The organism is Saccharothrix saharensis, from assembly GCF_006716745.1.
GTDB lineage: Bacteria > Actinomycetota > Actinomycetes > Mycobacteriales > Pseudonocardiaceae > Actinosynnema > Actinosynnema saharense.
The window spans coordinates 3,042,861-3,058,433 of the sequence record NZ_VFPP01000001.1; the positions used below are offsets into that span (position 1 = coordinate 3,042,861).

Annotated in this window: 16 protein-coding genes; 8 read left to right on the forward strand and 8 right to left on the reverse strand. The window is 71.4% G+C overall.

Annotation, left to right across the window (positions count from 1 at the left end):
• The first annotated feature begins 57 nt into the window (after positions 1-57).
• On the forward strand, positions 58-780 hold the full coding sequence (locus tag FHX81_RS12590) for a hypothetical protein (protein ID WP_141978056.1): 723 nt from the start codon (positions 58-60) through the stop codon (positions 778-780).
• Positions 781-923: 143 nt separating this feature from the next.
• Here the strand turns inward: FHX81_RS12590 and FHX81_RS12595 are convergent, their stop codons facing one another.
• On the reverse strand, positions 924-1,100 hold the full coding sequence (locus tag FHX81_RS12595; RefSeq protein WP_141978058.1) for a DUF397 domain-containing protein: 177 nt from the start codon (positions 1,098-1,100) through the stop codon (positions 924-926).
• Positions 1,097-1,951, reverse strand: a complete 855-nt coding sequence (locus FHX81_RS12600; protein ID WP_141978060.1) for a helix-turn-helix domain-containing protein — start codon at positions 1,949-1,951, stop codon at positions 1,097-1,099. The genes FHX81_RS12595 and FHX81_RS12600 overlap by 4 nt, the downstream gene beginning before the upstream one ends.
• A gap of 572 nt (positions 1,952-2,523) precedes the next feature.
• Between FHX81_RS12600 and FHX81_RS12605 the strand changes: the two genes are divergently transcribed.
• From FHX81_RS12605 to FHX81_RS12620, 4 genes are all read left to right on the forward strand, one after another.
• Positions 2,524-3,504, forward strand: a complete 981-nt coding sequence (locus FHX81_RS12605) for an ATP-binding cassette domain-containing protein (RefSeq protein WP_141978062.1) — start codon at positions 2,524-2,526, stop codon at positions 3,502-3,504.
• Positions 3,501-4,304, forward strand: coding sequence for an ABC transporter permease (locus FHX81_RS12610; RefSeq protein ID WP_141978064.1), 804 nt, complete (start codon positions 3,501-3,503; stop codon positions 4,302-4,304). The genes FHX81_RS12605 and FHX81_RS12610 overlap by 4 nt, the downstream gene beginning before the upstream one ends.
• A gap of 97 nt (positions 4,305-4,401) precedes the next feature.
• Positions 4,402-4,953 carry a hypothetical protein gene (locus FHX81_RS12615; protein WP_141978066.1) on the forward strand — a complete coding sequence of 184 codons (552 nt, stop codon included), beginning with the start codon at positions 4,402-4,404 and terminating at the stop codon, positions 4,951-4,953.
• Complete coding sequence (locus FHX81_RS12620; RefSeq protein WP_141978068.1) at positions 4,950-5,615, forward strand: hypothetical protein; 666 nt, start codon at positions 4,950-4,952, stop codon at positions 5,613-5,615. The genes FHX81_RS12615 and FHX81_RS12620 overlap by 4 nt, the downstream gene beginning before the upstream one ends.
• Before the next feature lie 78 nt (positions 5,616-5,693).
• Here the strand turns inward: FHX81_RS12620 and FHX81_RS12625 are convergent, their stop codons facing one another.
• From FHX81_RS12625 to FHX81_RS12645, 5 genes are all read right to left on the reverse strand, one after another.
• Positions 5,694-6,020: a hypothetical protein gene (locus FHX81_RS12625; protein WP_141978070.1), complete on the reverse strand. Its 327-nt coding sequence runs from the start codon at positions 6,018-6,020 to the stop codon at positions 5,694-5,696.
• Between the two features lie 236 nt (positions 6,021-6,256).
• Positions 6,257-7,030 carry a GntR family transcriptional regulator gene (locus FHX81_RS12630; RefSeq protein WP_141978072.1) on the reverse strand — a complete coding sequence of 258 codons (774 nt, stop codon included), beginning with the start codon at positions 7,028-7,030 and terminating at the stop codon, positions 6,257-6,259.
• Positions 7,031-7,088: 58 nt separating this feature from the next.
• Positions 7,089-7,922, reverse strand: a complete 834-nt coding sequence (locus FHX81_RS12635) for a glutamate ABC transporter substrate-binding protein (RefSeq protein ID WP_141978074.1) — start codon at positions 7,920-7,922, stop codon at positions 7,089-7,091.
• A gap of 134 nt (positions 7,923-8,056) precedes the next feature.
• Positions 8,057-10,720, reverse strand: a complete 2,664-nt coding sequence (locus tag FHX81_RS12640) for a bifunctional acetate--CoA ligase family protein/GNAT family N-acetyltransferase (protein WP_141978076.1) — start codon at positions 10,718-10,720, stop codon at positions 8,057-8,059.
• A gap of 2 nt (positions 10,721-10,722) precedes the next feature.
• A complete protein-coding gene (locus tag FHX81_RS12645) occupies positions 10,723-11,898 on the reverse strand; it encodes an acetoin utilization protein AcuC (protein ID WP_141978078.1) in 1,176 nt (391 codons plus the stop codon).
• A 162-nt stretch (positions 11,899-12,060) separates the two neighbouring features.
• Between FHX81_RS12645 and FHX81_RS12650 the strand changes: the two genes are divergently transcribed.
• A complete protein-coding gene (locus tag FHX81_RS12650; RefSeq protein WP_141978080.1) occupies positions 12,061-12,678 on the forward strand; it encodes a DUF3558 family protein in 618 nt (205 codons plus the stop codon).
• Positions 12,679-12,809: 131 nt separating this feature from the next.
• Here FHX81_RS12650 and FHX81_RS12655 read toward each other — a convergent pair whose 3' ends face one another.
• A complete protein-coding gene (locus FHX81_RS12655; protein ID WP_141978082.1) occupies positions 12,810-13,658 on the reverse strand; it encodes a sulfurtransferase in 849 nt (282 codons plus the stop codon).
• 61 nt (positions 13,659-13,719) lie between these two features.
• Here FHX81_RS12655 and FHX81_RS12660 point away from each other — a divergent pair, with 61 nt between their 5' ends.
• Positions 13,720-14,412: an iron-dependent transcriptional repressor DtxR gene (locus tag FHX81_RS12660; RefSeq protein ID WP_141978085.1), complete on the forward strand. Its 693-nt coding sequence runs from the start codon at positions 13,720-13,722 to the stop codon at positions 14,410-14,412.
• Positions 14,409-15,563 (forward strand): galactokinase, encoded by a 1,155-nt coding sequence (galK, locus tag FHX81_RS12665; protein WP_141978087.1) that lies wholly within the window; start codon positions 14,409-14,411, stop codon positions 15,561-15,563. The genes FHX81_RS12660 and galK overlap by 4 nt, the downstream gene beginning before the upstream one ends.
• Positions 15,564-15,573 lie beyond the last annotated feature (10 nt).

Genomic DNA, 15,573 nt, shown 5'->3' on the forward strand with positions numbered 1-15,573 from the left:
CCCGCCACGTCGGTTGGGGGTGGGTCCGCACGCCGCGACGACGGGGGACAGCCGACAGTGACCGATACCTACCGCATCTCGATCGACGACCGGTCGGGCGCGACGCTGCGCGGCCGGGTGCACATCGTCAACCCCGACGCCGAGCAGGTCCCGCCCGGCCGGGACTTCGCCCTGCGGATGATCATCGAGGTCTGGCACCGCATCCGGCACGGCTACTTCTTCACCTCCGGCGACGAGAACCTGCCCGACGACCGGCTGCACCTGCACCTGGACGAGCTGGAGAACGTCGTCGACGACCCGGCGCTGAAAGCGTCGTTCGAGCAGCTCATGGGCCTGGACCACGGCCGGGTCGTCTACCTGACCGACGAGCAGGTGGCCGAGATCCGCGCGGTGCGGGAGATCCGCGACCACGAGCGGGAGCAAGCCGCCCGGCAGGCGTTGATGGACCGGTACGGCGTCAAGTCGCTCTCCGTCGGCAACGACGGCACCCCGTTCGTGCGGACCGAGCGCGACGGCCGCGCGTTCTACGACAAGGCGTGCGAGGTCGTCACCGACTACCGCCTCGGCGAGGTCCGCAACTGGCCGCCACCGTGGGACTTCGGCGACGAGGCGGACGAGGACTACGACGAGGACGCGTACTCCGACAAGCTCGCCGCGATGACGCTGGAGGACTACCCGTACGTCGAGTTCACCCTCACCGTGGACGACGCCCGCCACCTCGCGCACATGGGCGGCGGCATCCACTTCGCCACCGCCATCCACGGCGAGTACGGCTGGTAGGGGGTCGGCGCGGACCGCGTGCGGGCCGTCCGCGCGGTCGGGGACCCGCCGCCACCGGTCCTCTGTGGACTCTGCCTGCCGTGCCGTCGCCGCCGCCCGCGGTGCTTCGGTGACCGGGGCGGACGGCGGGTCGGGGCTGCCGGTCAGGCTTGCCGGAGGGCGGTGAGGAACGCCCGGAACGGGCGCTCCCCGAAGGTCAGTCTCGGTCCGGGTCGTTTGCTGTCCCTGACGCTGGTCGTGCTCCGTCCCACGGCCAGCTCGACGCAGTTGTTCCCCGCGCCGGAGTAGGTGCTCTTGCGCCACGCCTTGTCGTTGTTCATGTTTCCTTCATTGCGGTTGCCAGTTTTCTGATCAACGAGGCCGACTCCTTGGGCGACAGGGCGACCTCGTTCACCATTTCGTCGAAGTGCAACAGGTACTTCTGCACGTCGGCGCGATTGTCCACCCACTTCCCACCGCCCGCGTACTCCAGGTACACGGCCGAAGGATCACTGTCCTCGAAGCGGAGTGCGGTGGCGCCACCACCCGACATGGTTCCGTGAGCGCCGGCGCCGAACGGAACCACTTGGATGGTGATGTTGTCCTGCTTCCCCTTCTCGAGCAAATGCGACAACTGCTCGCGCATGACGGTCGGGCCGCCGACGATTCGGTGCAGCGCGGCCTCGTCGATCACCGCGTGCAGCACTAAGCCGGGCAGTCGGCGCTGCCGGTTCGCCAGTGCCGCCGTCACCTGCTCCACCGAGACCGACGAGTCCATGAAACGCTGCCCGGCGAGCCGGATGGCGGCCGCGTAGGCGGGCGTCTGGAGCAGGCCCGGTATGACGATCATCTCGATCGTGCGCACCTCCGTCGCGTCGGCCTCCTGCCGGGCGTAGGTCCTGGCCTCGGGGGTGAACGCGGCCGCGTACACCAGGCGGGTCCCGTCCTGCTTCGCGTCTTCCCACAACGCTTCCGCCTCACGCCGTTCGGCATCGGTCGCCCCGTAGAGCGCGAGCAACGCGCTCAGTTCGGTCCAACTGGGACTGATGTATCCGTTCTCCATCCGCGACAGCGTCGACTGCGTCTTCCGCGTCAGCGCGTGGTAGTCGATCTCGGTCTTGCCCGCTCGCTTGCGCAAAGCGTTGAGGAACTGCCCCAGCTTGCGCTTGCGTCGGGTTTGGACGGCTGCCATGCGGATCTCTCCTCGCTGGAAAAGAACTGCGAACACCCTAGTGCGGTTCCGCAGCCCGCTCGCTTTCACTCGATCGAGCGCTAAAAAGGTGCATATTCACCCTTTCACTCGCCACCTATCGTCGGTCGCCCCGCCGGCGGCGGCGGGCACCGGGGGACGTGCCCGACGAACTGGACGAGTGGTCAGCGCGGACTCCAAGCCTGGTCACCCCTACATCTCGCAGGTCCGACGGCGGAACGTCAAGGGGTTCCGCGACAGCCGTGCCGCGGTTCGCGTCCTCATCGCGCCCCGCAGCGGGTCGTGCACGGACCTGCACGACCGGGTGAACCCGGCCCGGGTCGGGACGGAGCGCGACCCCACGACCACCGGATCGAGTTCGTCACAAGCGGGCAACAACCGGAGATGTTTGCGGGCTCAACGGAATCGGGCGGTCGCGGGGTGTCCGCGACGTGCGGCACGGCCCCGGCCGCACAGTCCACAAGGCTCACTTCGCCGCCGATTCGCGGCCCCGCGGTGCGCCCGGTCGCGAAAACCGCCTGAAATTGTCGGACCCCGGGTCCATCATGGCCCGCATGGCAGACGCAATCGTGGCCGAAGGGCTGGTCAAGCGCTACGGGTCGGTGGTCGCCCTCGACGGCCTCGACCTGGTGGTGCCGGAAGGGACCGTCATGGGGCTGCTCGGGCCGAACGGCGCGGGCAAGACCACGACGGTGCGCGTGCTCACCACGCTGCTCGAGCACGACGAGGGCAAGGCGACCGTCACCGGCTTGGACGTCGTCGCCGACGCCAAGGAGCTGCGCCGCCGGATCGGGCTGTCCGGCCAGTACGCGGCGGTGGACGAGAACCTGACCGGGTTCGAGAACCTGGACATGGTGGGCAGGCTGTACCACCTGGGCAAGAAGCGCAGCCGGGAGCGGGCGCGCGAGCTGTTGGCGCGGTTCGACCTCGTGGAGGCCGCCGACCGGCCGGTGAAGGGCTACTCGGGCGGCATGCGCCGCCGGCTCGACCTGGCGGGCGCGCTGGTGGCCAAGCCGCGGGTGCTGTTCCTCGACGAGCCGACCACCGGCCTGGACCCGCGCAGCCGGCTGGGCATGTGGGACGTGATCGCCGAACTCGTGGCGGGCGGCACGACCCTGCTGCTCACCACCCAGTACCTGGAGGAGGCCGACCGGCTCGCCGACCGGATCGCGGTCATCGACCACGGCCGCGTCATCGCGCTGGGCACCGCGGACGAGCTGAAGGACCAGGTCGGCGGTGAACGGCTGGAGCTGACCGTCGGCTCGACGCAGGACGCGGCGACGGCGAAGGCCGCGCTGGCGCCGCTGGCCATCGCGGAGATCGCGCTGGACGACCGCGGGCACCGGCTGACCGTGCCGGTGTCGGGCGGCGCGGACGTGCTGGTGGACGGCATCCGGAGGCTGGACGCCGAGTCGGTCAAGGTGCTCGACATCGGTCTGCGCAGGCCGACGCTGGACGACGTGTTCCTCGCGCTGACCGGGCACGCCGCCGGCAAGAACGGCACCGAGGACAAGCAGGGGGAGCAGGGAGCATGAACGCGTTCACGCAGGCGTTGGGCGACGGCGCGGTGGTCGCCAAGCGCAACCTCATCAAGATCAAGCGGGTCCCGGACCTGATCGTGTTCTCGACGTTGTCGCCGATCATGTTCGTGCTGCTCTTCGCGTACGTCTTCGGCGGCTCGATCGCCATCCCGGGCATGGACTACCGCGAGTTCCTGATGGCGGGCATCTTCGCGCAGACCGTGGTGTTCGGCGCGACCATCACCGGCAGCGGGCTGGCCGAGGACATCCAGAAGGGCGTGATCGACCGGTTCCGGTCGCTGCCGATGGCGCGGTCGGCCGTGCTGATCGGGCGCACCACCAGCGACCTGGCCAACAACGTGATCGTCATCCTGGTGATGTCGGTGACCGGCCTGATCGTCGGCTGGCGCATCCACTCCTCGCCGCTGGAGGCGCTGGCCGGGTTCGCCCTGCTGCTGCTGTTCGCGTACGCGGTGTCGTGGGGCATGGCGATCGTCGGCCTGATGGTGCGCAGTCCCGAAGTGTTCAACAACGCCTCGTTCATCGCGATCTTCCCGCTGACCTTCATCGCGAACACGTTCGTGCAGGAGAGCAACCTGCCCGGACCGCTGAAGACGTTCGCGGAGTGGAACCCCGTGTCGGCGGTGACGGCGGCGGCGCGCCAGTTGTTCGGCAACACCAACCCGATGGCGCCCGCGGCGGACGTGTGGCCGTTGCAGCACCCCGTGCTGATGACGTTGATCTGGGTGGTCGTGTTCCTGCTGATCTTCGTGCCGCTGGCGATCCGGCAGTACCGCAAGGCGGTGGCGCGCTAGGCCGAGCGCCGTAACGCCGCTTTGTCAAGAGCCGAACAGGTTTCGGATCGGCTGGACGACGGGTAGCCGGTGGACAACAGAGCCCGAGGAGGCGCAGATGTCCACCGGTACCACCATCGGCGTGATCGTCGTCGTGCTGGTCGTACTGGCCGCGATCGCGGTGCTGCTGAAGTTCCTGATGCAGCGCAAGAGGTTGCGCTCGAAGTTCGGCCCCGAGTACGAGCGCGCGCTGGAGCGCAACGGCAGTCGCATGGCGGCGGAACGCGAACTCGCGGAGCGGGAGCGCGAGCACGCGAAGCTCGAGCTCCGCACGCTCGACCCCACGACGCGCGACAACTACGCCCGCACCTGGACCCGCGTCCAGGAGCAGTTCGTCGACGAGCCGACCCAGGCAGTCGGCCAGGCGGACCACCTGGTCACCGACCTGATGGCGGAACGCGGCTACCCCACCGAGGGGTTCGAGCGGCGCGAGAAGCTGTTGTCCGTCGAGCACGCCCGCACGCTCGACCACTACCGCCAGGCGCACGCGATCGTCGAGCGCCAGGAGCGCGGCGAGGTGTCGACCGAGGACCTGCGCACCGCGATGGTCCACTACCGCACCGTGTTCGAGGATCTGCTGGGCGACCACCGGGAAGGGGCGCGGTCATGACCGAACAACGTCAGCACCTCACCACCGAGGACTTCGCCGAGCGCACGCCGGCCGACCGCGAGCCGGTCGAGCAGACCCCGGCCGACCGCGACGTGGTGGAGCCCGACCTGACCGACCAGGAGCGCTTCGACCGGGAGCCGACGCCGGACGACGAGCGCACCGCGCACCACCAGCCGACCCCGGACCAGCAGCCCGGCGGCCGCACCACGTCCGACGGCTACTCCGGGTCCGGTTTCCACGACTCCGGCCACCACGACAACGGATACCACGACAACGGATACCGAGAGCCGGAGCACGCGGAGTCCGACGCGCACACCGGGCAGACCGCAGGGACCTCGCCGACCGAACGCGACGAGCCGGTGGAGCTGTCCGCGGTCGACGCGACGGCCGGCGACGCCCCGCTGTTCACGCCGGACGACGCGGCCGACTACCAGGCCGAGTGGCGCGCGCTGCAGGCCGACTTCGTCGACGACCCCCGCGAGGCCGTGCAGCGGGCCGACGAGCTGGTCGCCCAGGTGATGCAGACGCTGGCCACCACGTTCAACGAGCACAAGCACGCGCTCGAGGAGCAGTGGCAGCGGGGCGACGAGGTGCAGACCGAAGAGCTCCGACAGGCGCTCAAGCGCTACCGCACGTTCTTCGACCGGCTGCTGTCCGTCTGACCGCCACCGAGTGGGGACTCCCCGTTGTGCGTCTGGCGACCCAGGTGCACAACGGGTGAACCACTTCCGCGCCGCGCCTCACCCGGGCAGCTCCCGGATCTCCATCTCCAGCACGTCGATCTCGTCGCTGATCGCCTCGTCCAGCATCCGGTCGAGCAGCTCGGAGCAGTCCGACGACCCGACACCGAACCGGGGCACCTGCTCCCACCACACCGCCGGGTTGTTCCAGAACGAGCCGGAACCCTGGTCGACGCCTTCGAGGCAGCGCAGCCGCGAGTCGTCGTCCGGCAGTCGGCGGACGTAGTCGATGAACCGGGCCAGCGCGTCCGGGTTGATCACCGGCACCGCGCCGTACCCGCGCAGGCAGTCTTCGAGTTCCGTCAGGAACTCCTCTTTGAACGTCACGGCGCCACCCCCGCTTCCCCCGCGACAGTGCGGGTGAGGAGGACTCACGTCCCAGGGCAACAACGGTACCTCCGCCGGGGCACGGAGAACTTGCTGCCAATGGGCGGTTCCAGGGAAAGATTCGCTAACGTTGCGCCGCCCGCCACCCGACGGGACGCCGGGGAATCGGCCGGATGTCCTAAGTAGACCGGGAAATTCCGACCCCCTGCGCCACAACGGTTACCGTTACGTGACCTTCACTCGGCCCGCAGGCGCGCCATGAAGCTGAACCGGTCGCCCCGGTAGAGCGAGCGGACCCGTTCGATCGGCTCGCCAACGTTGTCATGGGACACGCGGTGCAGCAGCAGCATCGGCTGCGCCGGGTTCGTGCCGATCAGCAGCGCCTCGCGCGGCGTCGCCAGCACCGTCTCCACCCGCTCCTCGGCCTCGGCGAACACCACGCCCAGCCGGTCGGTCAGGCACGCGTACAGCGACGTCGTCGGGTCGAAGACCTCCAGCAGCGTCGGGAACCGCGCCGCGGACAGGTAGGTCGACTCCAGCCCCACCCGCTCGCCGTCGGCCAGCAGCACGCGTTCCAGGTGGACCACCGGGTCGCCGCGCCCGACCCGCAGGTCCCGCGCCAGCACGTCGTCCGCGGGCAGGTGCTCGACGGTGATCACGCCGCGCGCCGGGTCCACGCCCTGCCGCCGCATGCCCTCGGTGTAGCTGAGCAGCGACAGCGGCTGCACCAGCTTCGGCGGCGCGACGTAGGTGCCGCTGCCCTGGCGGCGTTGCAGCTTGCCCTCGAGCACCAGTTCCCCGACGGCCTGCCGCAGCGTCACCCGCGACACCGAGAACCGCTCGGCCAGCTCCCGCTCCGACGGCAGCGCCGCGCCCTCGCCGAGCGCGTCGACGAGCCACAGCAGCTCGGTCTTCACCGCGTAGTAGCGGGGGATGCGGCCGTGTTCGGGGATGCCGGCGCGGACCGGCCCGTCCGCGCGGTACTGGGGCACGTAATGCGAGGCATGCACACAGGGAGCGTACGGGGCGGTTCGGGCCGGTCAGACCGCTGACGGGGTGGGTCGCAGATCACGGCGCGAGCTCCGGCGGGTCCGGGATGGCGTAGCCGGAGGCGCCCACGTTGGCCTCCAGCGACTTGCGCCATTCGCCGGTGTCGATCATCTTCCGCACGGCCGCGGTCACCTTCGCCTTGCTGGTCGGATCACCCTTGCGCATGCCGATGCCGTACTCCTCTTCGCTGAACGGCTGGTTGACCACCCGCAGCAGCTCGGGGTTCTGCGCGGCGTAGCCCGCGAGGATCACGTCGTCGGTCGTCATGGCGTCCACCTGCTCGGCCAGCAGCGCGGTGACGCAGTCGCTGAAGTTCGGGTACTCCACCAGGGTCACCGACTGGGCGAACCGGTCCTTCACGTGCTGCGCGGAGGTCGTGTTGGCCACCGAGCACAGCTTCAGGTTGCCGGAGTTGAGCGATTCGGGCCCGGTGATCCGCTCATCGGCCAACCGGACCAGCAGGTCCTGCCCGGCCACGAAGTACGGGCCGACGAAGTCGATGACCTCCTTGCGCTTGTCGGTGATCGAGTAGCTGGACACGACGAGGTCCACGGCGCCGCTGGTGAGCAGCTTCTCGCGTTCCGACGGCGTGGCCTCGGTGAACTTGATGCCCTCCTCCTCGACGCCCAGTTCCTTCGCGACGTAGCGGGCCACGTCGACGTCGAAGCCGCGGTACGTGCCGTCCAGGCGGCGCACACCCAGCCCCGGCTGGTCGTACGCCACGGCGATGGTCAGCTCGTTGGAGCTGTCCGCCTTGCCGGCGACGGTCGTGTCGTCACCGGTGGAGCACGACGCGAGGACAACTGCGGCGGAACACGCCGCAACGAGGGCGCGCAACGGTGCCAGAGCCATTCTTCCCCTTTTCGGGAGGTTCCTCGGGTTGCCGGAAACCTAAGCGGCTCAACGGACCTGGTCCAGAGCGAAGGGGAAGATCGGGACACCTGATCGGTCAAGGGTGACGGTTGGTGTCGGTGCCGTGACCGGCGTCAGCGCGCCCCGCCGGGGGAACGCAGTCGCCTGGGACCGGTGTCATGCCGCGACGGCGGCGGACCCAGCGTCACCCGGGCGCTGCTGACGTACGCGCCCGCGACGCTGGCCAGCACGGGTTCCAGCGACAGCTCCCGCACCTCGGGCAGGTCCTCGGCGAGCGCGGCCAGCCGGAGCACCAGGTCCTGCAACGCGGACAGGTCCGCGGGCTCGTCGCCCCGGTACCCGGCCAGCAGTGGCGCGGCCTTGGGCGCGCGCACGAGCGCCGCCGCGTCCGCGTCGGTCAGCGGCACGGCGCGGTAGGCCCGGTCTCCCAGCAGGTCGCTGACCAGACCCGACAGCCCGAACGACACCAGCGTGCCGAACGACGGGTCGTCCTGGAGCCCGAGGACGCACGAGATGCCCTTGGGCGCCATGCGTTGCACGTAGACGTCCGGCCGGTCCGACATCCCGGCCAGCATCCCGTACGCGGTGCGCACGGCCTCCTCGCCGGACAGGTCGAGCCGCACGCCCACCAGGTCGGTGCGGTGCCGCAGCCGGTCGTCGGTGGCCTTCATCGCCACCGGGTAGCCCAACTCCCCCGCCGCGCGCACCGCGTCGTCCGCCGACGTCACCACCCGGAACGGCACGACCTCCACCCCGTAGCACGCGAGCAGCCGCACGGCCGTGTCGTCGTCCAGCGGCCGTTCGCCGTCGAGCCGCTGCGCTTCCACGATCGCGTGCGCGGCCTCGGTGTCGATGCCCTCGGGCCGGACGAACGTGCCCTGGGGCGCGGACCGCCACCGCGCGTAACGCGTCACCCGCGCCAACGCGAGCACAGCGCGCTCCGGCGACGGATAAGAAGGAACGGAACCCCGGCCGGGTGCGCCGCCGGGACCGGGCACCGCCAGCTCGGCGGGCACGCCCTCCACCGCCAGGAACGTCGACGCGATCGGCTTGGTCCGCCCGCCCTGCTCCACCACCTCGGCCAACGCGCGCGCGAACGACGTACCGGGCACCGCCAGCGGTGGCACGAAGACGACCACCAGCGCGTCCGCCTCCGGGTTCTCCAACGCCTCCTTCACCGCCGCGGCGAACGCTTCAGGCCCGGCCTGCGCGCCCACGTCCACCGGGTCGCCGGCCAGCTCCAGGCCCTGAGCCAGCGCGGTGTCGGCGGCCAGCAGGCCGATCGCGGTCGAGTTGCCGACCACGGCCACGCGCGGCCCGGCGGGCAGCGGCTGGTGCGCCAGCAGCAGCGCGGTGTCGAACAGCTGCGCCAACGACTCCACCCGGATCACGCCGGCCTGCTCGAACAACGCCTGCACGCTCGACTCGTCCACCGGCACCGACGTCGCGGCCAGCGCGGGCGTCACCGCGTGCCGACCCGACTTCACCGCCACGATCGGCTTGGTGCGGCCGAGCCGGCGGGCCAGCCGGGCGAACTTGCGCGGGTTGCCGAACGACTCCAGGTACAGCAGCACCACGTCGGTGGCCGGGTCGGTCTCCCAGTACTGGAGCAGGTCGTTGCCGGAGACGTCCGAGCGGTTGCCCGCGGAGACGAACGTGGACAGGCCGAGGCCGCGTTCGGCGGCGGTGGCCAGGATCGCGGTGCCCAGCGCGCCGGACTGGCAGAAGAAGCCGGTGCGTCCGCGGGCCGGGAGCTGCGGGGCGAGGGTGGCGTTCAGGCGCACGCCCGCGTCGGTGTTGAGCACGCCCAGCGCGTTCGGGCCGACCACCCGCATGCCGTGCGCACGCGCCTCGGCGGCCAGCCGGCGTTCCGCGCTCAACCCGCCCGGACCGGTCTCGCCGAACCCGGACGTGACCACGACCAGCGCTTTCACCCCCTTGGCCAGGCAGGCGTCCATCACCTCGTCCACGCCGGCGGCGGGCACCGCGACCACGGCGAGGTCCACGTCGTCGGGGATCTCCAGCACCGACGGGTAGGCGCGCACCCCGCGCACCGACCGGTGCTCGGCGTTGACCGGGTACACCGGCCCGGCGAAGTCGGCGGCGAGCAGGTGCGTCAGCACCGCGTGCCCGATCTTGGTGCGGTCGGTGGACGCGCCGATCACCGCGACCGACTTCGGGTGCAGCAGGTTGTGCACGCTGCGCGCCTCGGCGGCCTGCTCGCGGGCGCGGGCCACCTCCACCGACTCCTCGGTCGGGTCGATGTCGAACTCCAGGTGCACCACGCCCTCCTCGAACGCGCGGCTCACGCCGTAGCCCGCGTCCCGGAAGATCCGCACCATCTGGCCGTTCTCGGCGAGCACCTCGGCGGTGAACCGGCTCAGCCCGCGTTCCCGGGCGGCGGCGGCGAGGTGCTCCAGCAGGATCGAGCCGAGGCCGCGGCCCTGGTGCGCGTCCTCGACGACGAACGCGACCTCGGCCGAGCTGCCCTCGCCGAGGCGGTCGTAGCGGCCGACGGCCACGATGTCGTCGCCCAGCAGCGCGGTGAACGCGACCCGGTCGACGTGGTCGACCGTGCTGAAGCGTTCGAGGTCCCGCTTGGGCATGCGCGGGTAGGGGCCGAAGTAGCGGTAGTAGCGGGTCCGCTCGGACAACCGGCCGTGGAACGCGAGCAGCTTCTCGGCGTCGTCGGGCGTGATCGGGCGCAGGTGGACCGTGCCGCCGTCGCTGAGCACGACGTCGGCCTCCCAGTGCCGCGGGTAGTCGAACGGGTCCACGCTCAGTCCCTCGGGTCGTCGGGGTCCAGGCCGTGCAGCGGGAACAGCGCCCGGCGGGTCTGGCTCACGGCCAGGTCGACCGGCGTGTCCAGTTCCCCGCCCCACGGCTCGAACGCGGTGTCGGAGTCGTCGGTCATGGACGACGGCAGCGGCCAGTTCGGCGCGAGCGTGGAGGCGTGGGCGACCCAGTCGGCGGGCAGCGGCGCGTTCGGGTCGACGTCGCGGTCCAGCACGGTGGCCAGCAGGTGCGTCCAACTGCGCGGCACGACGCGCAGCAGCTCGTACCCGCCGCCGCCCAGGGCCAGCCAGCGGCCGTTCGCGGTCTCCTCGGCCAGCTCGCGCAGCCGGCGGTAGATCGCGCGGTGCCCGTCCACGGTGAGCGCGAGGTCGGCCAGCGGGTCCTCCCGGTGCGTGTCCACGCCGCACTGGGTGACCAGCAGTTGCGGCCGGAACGCCCGCAGCAGGGACGGGACGGTGGCCTCGAACGCGCGCAGCCACGCCCGGTCGCCGGTGCCGGGCGGCAGGGCCAGGTTCACGCTGGTGCCCTCCGCGCCCGCGCCGCCCACCTCGGCGGGCCGCCCCGTGCCGGGCCACAGGCTCATCGGGTTCTGGTGGACCGACACCGTGAGCACGCGCGGGTCGTCGTAGAACGCGGCCTGCACGCCGTCGCCGTGGTGCACGTCGGTGTCGACGTAGGCGATCCGGTCGAAGCCGTGGTCCAGCAGCCACGAGATGGCCACGGCGCAGTCGTTGTAGACGCAGAACCCGGCCGCGTGGTCGCGCATGGCGTGGTGCAGCCCGCCCGCGATGCTCACCGCCCGGTCCGCCTCACCGGAGGCGATCCTGCGCGCGGCGACCAGCGAACCGCCCACGACCAGCGCGGACGCCTCGTGCATGCGGGCGAACACCGGGTTGTCGGCGGTGCCCAGGCCGTGGCCGACGTCCCAGCCCGCCATCGGCGCGGCCTGCACGGCGTTGAGGTAGGACGGCTCGTGGACGCGTTCGATCTCGGCGTCGGTCGCCGGGTCGGGCGCGATGAGCTCCACGCCGTCCAGCACGCCCAGCGCGGTCGCCAGCCGGACGGTCAGGTCCAGCCGCACGGGGTTGAGCGGGTGGTCCCCGCCCAGGTCGTAGCCGAGGAAGGACTCGTCCCAGACGACGGTGGCAGCCTTACCCATGTCGGCAACCTAACCCACCCGGCGGCCGGCGGTGTGATCACAGCTTGGTCGACCCGGGCGTGCGGACCCGTCGGGTGGACTTAGAGTCTGCCGAGACGAGGCGGGTCAGATTGCGGCCATCGAGGATGGAACCCCGCACGTCGGAACGGGGTCAGAGAAGACATGCACCTGCGACGAGTCCCCGCCCTGACCACTGTGCTGGCCTTGGCGCTCACGCTCGGCCTGTCGGCCTGCGCCACCAAGGTCGTCGGCAGCCCGGTCGCCGCGGCGGGCGGGTCGACCGGTGAGCAGACCGCGTCCGGCAAGCCGTCCTCGACCAAGACCTCCTCGCCGAAGGCGTCGACCAAGGAGAGCGCGCCGAAGACGACCGAGGGCGACAAGCCGTCCGGCGACGTCAAGATCACGACGAAGAAGAAGACCGAGGGCTACGAGGACTGCGACATCCTCACCCCCGAGGAGGTCGCGGCGGCCGTCGGCGCGGCGAAGGGCGGCGAGAAGGGCTGTGTGCAGAGCACCGAGGACCCGTTCTCGGTCGTGCTGTTCATGGTCACGTTCGCCGAGTACGAGGGCGAGGCGCGGACCATCGAGGTCGGCGGCAACACCGCTTACGAGGTGAAGGAGAAGGGCGGCGACTGCACGGTGCTGGTCATGCTGACCGACGACCCGGACGAGATCACGCCCGCGTTCCAGGCCACCGTGACGCCGATCGACGAGATCGACCCGTGCGCGATCGCGCTGAAGCTCGCCACCAAGGCGTTCGAGAAGATCCCCAACGCCTGAGTGGGATTGCCCCTGCTCCGCAGATGGCGGGCTCGGTCGCCCGGAAGTCGACCGTTCGCGCCCTGATTCCCGGTGATCGAAGAGCGTGATCGCCGGGGATGAGGACGCGACCGGTCGACGCGACCTCGCGTTCAGCCGGCCTCGGGCCCGGTGGCGGCGGGGCGGGTGGGGTCCGAGGACCACTGCGACCACGAGCCCGCGTAGAGCGGGGCGGGAGCGTCCGGCTTCGTGATGCCGGCCACTTCCAGGGCCAGGACCACGGACGACGCCGTGACGCCGGACCCGCAGTAGGCCGCCACCGGGCGGTCCGGGGAGACGCCGATCGCCTCGAAGCGCTCGGCCAGCGCCGCGGCGGGCAGCCAGCGGCCGTCGGACGTGTGGCCCGAGGTCGGCGCGTTCAGCGCGCCCGGGATGTGGCCGGCGCGCGGGTCGACCGGCTCGGCCTCGCCCCGGTAGCGCTCGGGCGCGCGGGCGTCGAGCAGCGTGCCGGACGCGGTGAACGCGGCGGCCCCGTCGGCGTCCAGCACCGGCATCGAGCCCGGCCGCACCTCGATGTCACCGGGAACAGGCGTCGGCGTGTCGGCGTTGACCGGATGGCCCTCGGCGGTCCACGCCGCGTAGCCGCCGTCCAGGACCGCCACCTCCGGGTGACCGGCCCACCGCAGCAGCCACCACGCACGGGCGGCGACCGAGCCGTCACCGCCGTCGTAGGCCACGACCGGGTGATGGCGGCGGACGCCCGCGGCGCGCAGCACGGCCTGGAGCGCCGCCGGGTCCGGCAGCGGGTGGCGGCCACCGGCTCCCGGCGGGGCGGACAGCTCGGTGTCCAGGTCGACGTAGACGGCACCGGGAACGTGCCCGACCTCGTAGTCTTGACGTCCCGGCGGTCCGCCCAGTCGCCAGCGGACGTCGAGCACGACGGGTGGTTCGGCCCCGTCCAGCGCGGCGGCCAGGGCTTCGGTGCTGATCAGTGGGTGCACGGCACCATCCTGCACCCGTGACCGGCCGACTAGCATTGACGCCATACGAAGGGGAGCGGGTGTGAACGAGCTCATCGACACTACCGAGATGTACCTCCGCACGATCTACGAGCTCGAAGAAGAGGGCGTAGTGCCTCTGCGCGCGCGGATCGCCGAGCGGCTGGCGCAGAGCGGTCCGACGGTCAGCCAGACGGTCGGGCGGATGGAGCGCGACGGCCTGGTCATCGTGGCGGACGACCGCCACCTGGAGCTGACCGAGCAGGGTCGCAACCTGGCCATCGCGGTCATGCGCAAGCACCGGCTCGCCGAGCGCCTCCTGGTCGACATCATCGGCCTGGAGTGGGAGCACGTGCACAGCGAGGCGTGCCGCTGGGAGCACGTCATGAGCGAGGCCGTCGAGCGCAAGCTGGTCAAGCTCCTCGGCAACCCGACCACCTCGCCCTACGGCAACCCCATCCCGGGTCTGGACAAGCTGGGCGACGGCGAGCCCGCCCCGGCGGCCGAGGCGGACCTCGTGCGCGTGGACGAGGTGGCCCGGCGCGGCGGCGGTCGCGTCGAGGTGCGCCGGATCGCCGAGCACGTGCAGCTCGACCCGGACCTGATGGCCGAGCTGAAGGCCGCCGGCGTGGTGCCGGGCGGCACGGTCGAGATCGACTCGATGGGCGGCGCGAAGGTCATCCAGGTGCGTGGCAACGGCACGGTCGCCGAGCTGGACCCGGCGGTGGCGCACGCCGTCCTGGTGCAGGCCCGGTGAGCCCTGCGCGGCGCGCGATCGCCGCGTTCACCCGGGTGCACGGCGCCGCGCCGAAAGGGGTGTGGTCCGCGCCCGGTCGGGTGAACCTGATCGGGGAGCACACGGATTACAACGACGGTTTCGTGCTGCCGTTCGCTTTGCCGTACCGGACGGCGGTGGCCGCGTCACCGCGGGATGACGGCCGGTTGCTGGTGGCCACGGTCGGTGACGACGGCACGGTGCAGCACGCCTCGCCGGTGGCCGTCGCCGACCTGGAGCCCGGTGTGGTGAAGGGTTGGGCGGCGTATCCGTCGGGTGTGGCGTGGGTGTTGCGGGATCAGGGTGTGGTCGGTGGCGCGGATCTGGTGATCGCGGGTGATGTGCCGGCGGGTGCGGGGTTGTCGTCGTCGCACGCGTTGGAGTGCGCGGTGGCGTTGGCGTTGTTGGGGTTGGCGGGGCGGTCGGTGGATGATCTGCCGCTGGTGGCGCGGTGGGTGCGGCGGGCGGAGAACGAGTTCGTGGGTGCGCCGACGGGGTTGTTGGACCAGACGGCGTCGTTGTGCTGTGTCGAGGCGCATGTGTTGTTCCTGGACGTGCGGTCGTTCGAGGCGGAGCAGGTGCCGTTCGACGCCTCGGCGCACGGGTTGGAGGTGTTGGTCGTCGACACCCGTGCCAGTCATTCGCACACCGACGGTGGCTACGGTGCGCGGCGGGCCGGGTGTGAGCGGGCGGCGTCGGTGTTGGGGGTCGCGGCGCTGCGGGACGTCGAGGACCTGGATGGTGTGTTGGGGCGGTTGCCGGAGGAGCTGCGGCCGTTGGTGCGGCACGTGGTGACGGAGAACGAGCGGGTGCTGGCGGCGGTGGAGCTGCTGCGCGGCGGTCGGTTGGCGGAGCTGGGGCCGTTGCTGGACGCTTCGCACGCCTCCCTGCGCGACGATTACAAGGTCTCCGCGCCGGAGTTGGATGTGGCGGTGGAGGCGGCGAAGGCGGCGGGGGCGTTGGGTGCGCGGATGGTGGGTGGCGGGTTCGGCGGGTCGGCGATCGCGCTCGTGCCGGTGGAGCGGCACGACGAGGTGGTGCGGGCGGTGCTCGCCGCGTTCGCCGAGCGGGGTTGGGCCACGCCCAGGACGTTCACGGCGGTGCCCTCCGCGGGCGCCGGCCAGGATCGATGACGGTCTAGTC